This window comes from Niveispirillum fermenti, assembly GCF_048066175.1.
Classification (GTDB): domain Bacteria; phylum Pseudomonadota; class Alphaproteobacteria; order Azospirillales; family Azospirillaceae; genus Niveispirillum; species Niveispirillum fermenti.
This window is the reverse complement of the sequence record NZ_JBLTXA010000075.1, coordinates 1-5,034: the sequence shown is the minus strand read 5'-3', so window position 1 is coordinate 5,034 and position 5,034 is coordinate 1. Positions and strand designations below refer to the sequence as shown.

The 5,034-nt window shown below is 62.0% G+C and carries 6 protein-coding genes; 3 read left to right on the top strand and 3 right to left on the bottom strand.

The window, feature by feature from the left end:
- The 3 genes from ACM9LZ_RS25555 to ACM9LZ_RS25545 all read left to right on the top strand — a co-directional run.
- Positions 1 to 434, top strand: a 434-nt coding sequence (locus tag ACM9LZ_RS25555) for an IS66 family transposase (RefSeq protein ID WP_416622322.1), incomplete at its 5' end; no start/stop codon positions are given.
- A 123-nt stretch (positions 435 to 557) separates the two neighbouring features.
- A complete protein-coding gene (locus ACM9LZ_RS25550) occupies positions 558 to 839 on the top strand; it encodes a helix-turn-helix domain-containing protein (RefSeq protein ID WP_416622321.1) in 282 nt (93 codons plus the stop codon).
- 118 nt (positions 840 to 957) lie between these two features.
- The gene (locus ACM9LZ_RS25545; protein ID WP_416622320.1) at positions 958 to 2,034 is read left to right on the top strand and encodes a tyrosine-type recombinase/integrase; all 1,077 of its coding nucleotides are present in this window, start codon (positions 958 to 960) and stop codon (positions 2,032 to 2,034) included.
- Positions 2,035 to 2,100: 66 nt separating this feature from the next.
- On the opposite strand, the gene ACM9LZ_RS25540 is transcribed toward ACM9LZ_RS25545, so the two are convergent.
- From ACM9LZ_RS25540 to ACM9LZ_RS25530, 3 genes are all read right to left on the bottom strand, one after another.
- Complete coding sequence (locus ACM9LZ_RS25540) at positions 2,101 to 2,391, bottom strand: type II toxin-antitoxin system RelE/ParE family toxin (RefSeq protein WP_416622319.1); 291 nt, start codon at positions 2,389 to 2,391, stop codon at positions 2,101 to 2,103.
- Positions 2,391 to 2,600, bottom strand: a complete 210-nt coding sequence (locus ACM9LZ_RS25535) for an addiction module protein (RefSeq protein ID WP_416622318.1) — start codon at positions 2,598 to 2,600, stop codon at positions 2,391 to 2,393. The genes ACM9LZ_RS25540 and ACM9LZ_RS25535 overlap by 1 nt, the downstream gene beginning before the upstream one ends.
- 546 nt (positions 2,601 to 3,146) lie before the next feature.
- Entirely contained in the window at positions 3,147 to 4,769 is a 1,623-nt protein-coding gene (locus ACM9LZ_RS25530) for an ABC-F family ATP-binding cassette domain-containing protein (RefSeq protein WP_416622317.1), read from the bottom strand.
- Positions 4,770 to 5,034: the final 265 nt, after the last annotated feature.

The following is a 5,034-nucleotide window of genomic DNA, read 5'->3' as shown; positions in this document are numbered from 1 at the left end:
GGTATGAGAAAAGCCGCCCCCTGATCGACGATCTGGAGCAACGGCAGCGTCACGCACGAGCCAGTCTGTCGCCCATGTCGGATCCTGCCAAGGCCATGGACTCCGCCATGAACAGTTGGTGCGCCATAACCCGGTTCTTGGAGGACGGACGCATATGCCTGTCGAACAACGCCGCCGAACGCGCCCTGCGCGGCATCGCCGTCGGGCGCCGGAATTGGACAATCTGCGACTCTGATGCCGATGACGATAGGGCCACCGCCATCTACACCCTCATCGAGACGGCAAACCTCAATGACTTCGATCCCCAAGCCTGGCTCGCCGACACCCTCACCCACAGCCACGATCATCCCTCAAAGGCCATCGCCGACCTCCTGCCATGGAATTGGAAAATTGGGTCTACGCCGGATGCTTACGCTTTAGGAGCCAGCCGCTAGGCACTTTCAGGTTTGCAACAATGCAATGCAGTTATGCATTTAGCGCTATTCGATCAGGACTGATCACCATGACTGGACCGGAGCATTTGCCTAAGTAGGTGCAAAGGTTCCGGGTGTCATGAAATGCTTTATACCCTTGAAGAAGCAGCGTTGATGATTCGCCCTGACGGGCTGGTGTCGGCCAGATCCCTGCGTGCAGAGGTGGCAGCGGGTCGGTTGCGACCTACCCGTATTGCCGGCAGGATATTCGTCACGCATGATGATCTGACCGCTTTTCTTCAAACAGCCCGACAGCCTGATAATCATGCCCGGAAGAACACTGGGCAGGATTGGCCGCCTTGCCATTCATCCGTGACGAAGCTGAGCGCTGTCGCCAATGCGTTGACGAAGCGTAAGGCGCAGTGATCCAAGGATGGCTCACCGGACCAATCACCCGCGTAAGGGCGTGATGGGACCGCGGCTCGTACCGATATGTACGACCGGGTCGACGGCGCATCGTTGGTACATCCGTTTCCAGGATCCAGTGAAAGGGAAGCGCGATATCTCCACCGGCTGCACGATGGAGGATAAGGCGGGGGCCGAGTTGGCCCTGGCCAAGTTCATCCTCCAGCGGGCCGCGACCGCGGTGGAGAACGAGATGGCGGCCGTCAGGGGGAAGCGATCAGACGCGGTGACCTGTGGTCAGGTACTGACCATCTACGCAGAGCAACATGCGACAACCACTGCCGACCCGCAGAGGATCGGATGGGCAATCCAGGCATTGTTGCCGTTCTGGGCTGATATCCTGGTATCTGAGGTGCGCGGGGAGACATGTCGCAGATATCTTGAGACCCGCAAGAAACGGGAGCGTATCCCGGAGTCCCATCCTGCCCGCTATCGGTCGGTGGCTGTATCCCCAGCAACGGTCAGGCGCGAGTTGTCCACACTTGCCGCTGCCTTGGCTTACTGTCAGCGGGAAGGCCATCTGCTCGAAGCGCCGACCGTCTGGCGTCCACCCGCATCTGCCCCACGGGAGGCCTATCTTTCGCGTCAAGAGGTAGCACGTCTGATCCGGGCGGCGCGGAAAGATGCGAGGTCGGGCCGGCACCTCGCGCTCTTCATTCTCCTCGCCTACTACACGGGACGCCGGAAAGAGGCGATCCTGACGCTGCAATGGGCACCAAATTCCGAAGGCGGACATGTCGATCTCGAAAAGGGCGTGATCGATTTCCGTCCCACGGGTCGGGTAGAAACGGCAAAGCGCCGTGGGCGACTGGAGATTCCCGATCGGCTTCTCCGGTTTTTGCGCCATGCCCGCCGGCGAACCCGCACGCATCTGTTCGAGTACGGACCTCATAACCGGCCCATCCGCGACGTTAAACGGTCGTTCGCCTCAGCAGCAAGGGCGGCCGGCTTGGCCCCCGAAATCGTCACCCCCCACATACTCCGGCACACCTGTATCAGTCATCTGGCGCAAGCTGGCGTGCCGCTGTTCGACGCTTGTCAATGGGTCGATGTCACCATGGAGACGGCCGAGAGGGTCTATGCCCACAACGATGGACGGCATGACAGAGTGCGGAACGCTCTGGGACAGGGTGGGCGGATGAGGCGCCCCCATTAATTACCCCCCAGCCTTTAGGGTAATGATATGAGATTTGCGTAATTCTGTAGCCAAAGGATTGTGCCGTCATGTGCGCTGCTGCCACTGGTGTGGGTCGCGGCGGTCATGGAAACAGGCGACGATCTCCACCTCGCCTGGGAGGATGCGGAAAACCAGACCATAGGGGAAGCGGCGAAATCCGACGCGGCGGATGTCCCGACGGACACAGGGAAACTGGTGAGGATTGTCGCGCAGGCGCTCCAGCAGACGCTCAAACTCGTCAAGGAAGCGGGCGGCCAGACCCTCGCGGATGCCGCCGTACCACGCCACCGCGTCGTCCAGTTCGGCCTCGGCGGCAGACGTCAGACGGACGCGCATCACGCGTGGCGACGGCGAAGATCGGCCAGCGCCTCGAAAGCGTCGCGGCCCTCGCCCGGCTCCGCATCCAACATGGCCAGCCGCCGGTCCAACTCAGCGGCCTGGGCGTTGGTGAGCGGTACCGCGTCATGGTCGATGCTGTCGCAGAGGTCTGCAATCAGGTCGAGCCGCTGCTCGGTGGTAAGATGGCTGAAATCCAGTGTCGACATGCTTAGCACTCCAACTCGTCCTACGTTCGTACCGTGGCTCGCCACCGCGGCAGAGGTCATAATTTGGGCCCACGCGGTCGGTTCCGCAATGTCCATATCAGCCAGCCGGTATTCGGCACGACAGCGTTTGTCGGTGGGGTGATGTCGTTGCTGGAGGACGAGAGGTGTTGGACGCGATCTTCAGGGGTAGGGCCGGTAGGCCCTGCAATGGATGTATCATCGCTCAATCATCGCTCAAACCCCCGTCACAAGACGCCAAAATCAGCGCAGTTCGCTAAGCTGAACCCCTCAGAAACCTTGATGATTGGGCATTTTTGCGCCAAACGCCTCGGCGCTCCGAAGGCAGAGGCCGATGGTTCGAATCCATTCGGGTCCGCCAATTTTCTCCCAAAAGTCAAACCGATGGAAAATTGTTGGCGATATGTGCCTAGCGCGGTGCCCGCCAGCACCGCTCTCGTTTGGCGCCTGTGACGGGGGTGCCCCTGTGGGACAGGCAACGCCCGGGCCTGTCCCGTCGATAAAACCGACCTTCTGGCATGAACCGGGTCAGCCGTGCAGGCCGGGCGCTTCCTGCCCCGTGCTGGCCACATATTCCGTATAGCCGCCGCCATATTGATGGATGCCGTCCGGCGTCAGTTCCAGCACCCGGTTGGAAAGTGCCGCCAGGAAGTGCCGGTCGTGCGACACGAACAGCATGGTCCCCTCATAGGCGGCCAATGCGGTGATCAGCATTTGCTTGGTGTCGAGGTCGAGATGGTTGGTCGGCTCATCCAGCACCAGGAAATTCGGCGGGTTATACAGCATGATCGCCATGACCAGCCGCGCCTTTTCCCCGCCGGACAGGACACGGCAGCGTTTTTCCACATCATCGCCGGAAAAGCCGAAACAGCCGGCCAGCGCCCGCAGCGACCCCTGGCCAGCCTGCGGGAAGGCGCTCTCCAGCGCCTCGAACACGGTCTGTTCGCCGTCCAGCAATTCCATCGCGTGCTGGGAGAAATAGCCCATCTTCACGCTGGCGCCGACATTGACGGTGCCGGTGTCGGGCTGTGCGGCACCCGCCACCAGCTTCAGCAGCGTCGACTTGCCGGCACCATTGACACCCATGACGCACCAGCGCTCCTTCCGGCGTATGGTGAAATCAAAGCCCTGATAGATGGTCCGGCTGCCATAGCCCTTGTACACATTGCGCAGCACCGCGACATCCTCGCCCGAGCGCGGGGCCGGCGGGAAGTCGAACATGACGGTCTGGCGGCGCTTCGGCGGTTCGACCCGGTCGATCTTGTCCAGTTTCTTGACGCGGCTTTGCACTTGGGCGGCGTGCGAGGCCCTTGCCTTGAACCGCTCGATGAACTTGATCTCCTTGGCCAGCATGGCCTGCTGGCGTTCAAACTGCGCCTGCTGCTGCCGCTCGTTCAGCGCCCGCTGCTGTTCATAGAAGGCATAGTCACCGGAATAGCTGGTCAGCGATCCGCCATCGATCTCGATGATCTTGTTGACGATCCGGTTCATGAATTCCCGGTCGTGAGAGGTCATCAGCAAGGCACCGTCATAGCCCTTCAGGAACCCTTCCAGCCAGATCAGGCTTTCAATGTCCAGATGGTTGCTGGGCTCGTCCAGCAGCATGGCGTCGGGCTTCATCAGCAGGATGCGGCCCAGCGCCACGCGCATCTTCCAGCCACCCGACAGCGCACCGACATCCTTGTCCATCATTTCCTGGCTGAAGCTGAGGCCGGCCAGCACCTCCCGCGCCCGGCCCTCCAGCTCATAGCCGCCCAGCTCATCGAAGCGCGCCTGCACCTCGCCATAACGCTCGATGATCGCATCCATGCGGTCGGCCTGGCCGGGATCGGCCATGGCCTCTTCCAGGCTCGCCAACTCCTTGGCGACCGTGCTGACCGGTCCGGCACCGTCCATCACCTCCTGCACCGCGCTGCGGCCGGACATCTCGCCGACATCCTGGCTGAAATAACCGATGGAAACCTGTTTCTCCACCGACACCTGGCCCGTGTCCGGCGGCTCCTCGCCCGTGATCATCCGGAACAAGGTGGTCTTGCCGGCCCCGTTGGGCCCGACCAGCCCCACCTTCTCCCCCCGGTTCAGCGCCGCGGAGGATTCCAGGAAAAGGATGCGGTGACCATTGTGTTTGCTGATATTCTCAAGGCGAATCATGACAGGCGGCCGGGTTCCAGGGGCGTGGGGGTTGGCCCCCTTATGCCACAAGATGCGGGATGCGACAGTGCCCTGATCCACCCCGATCCCGACAAGAGGCGCAGTCCAGCCCAGCGTGCCCGCCCTGAAGCGGGGCCGGACATGTCGCCCCGCCGGCCGCACGGAAGATGAGAAAGAAGGCCAGAACCCTGTCAGGCCGGTTGGTCGGGACAGGGCTGGGGACCGCCAACAGGGAACCGGCCAACAGGGGCCGGCCAACAGGGGC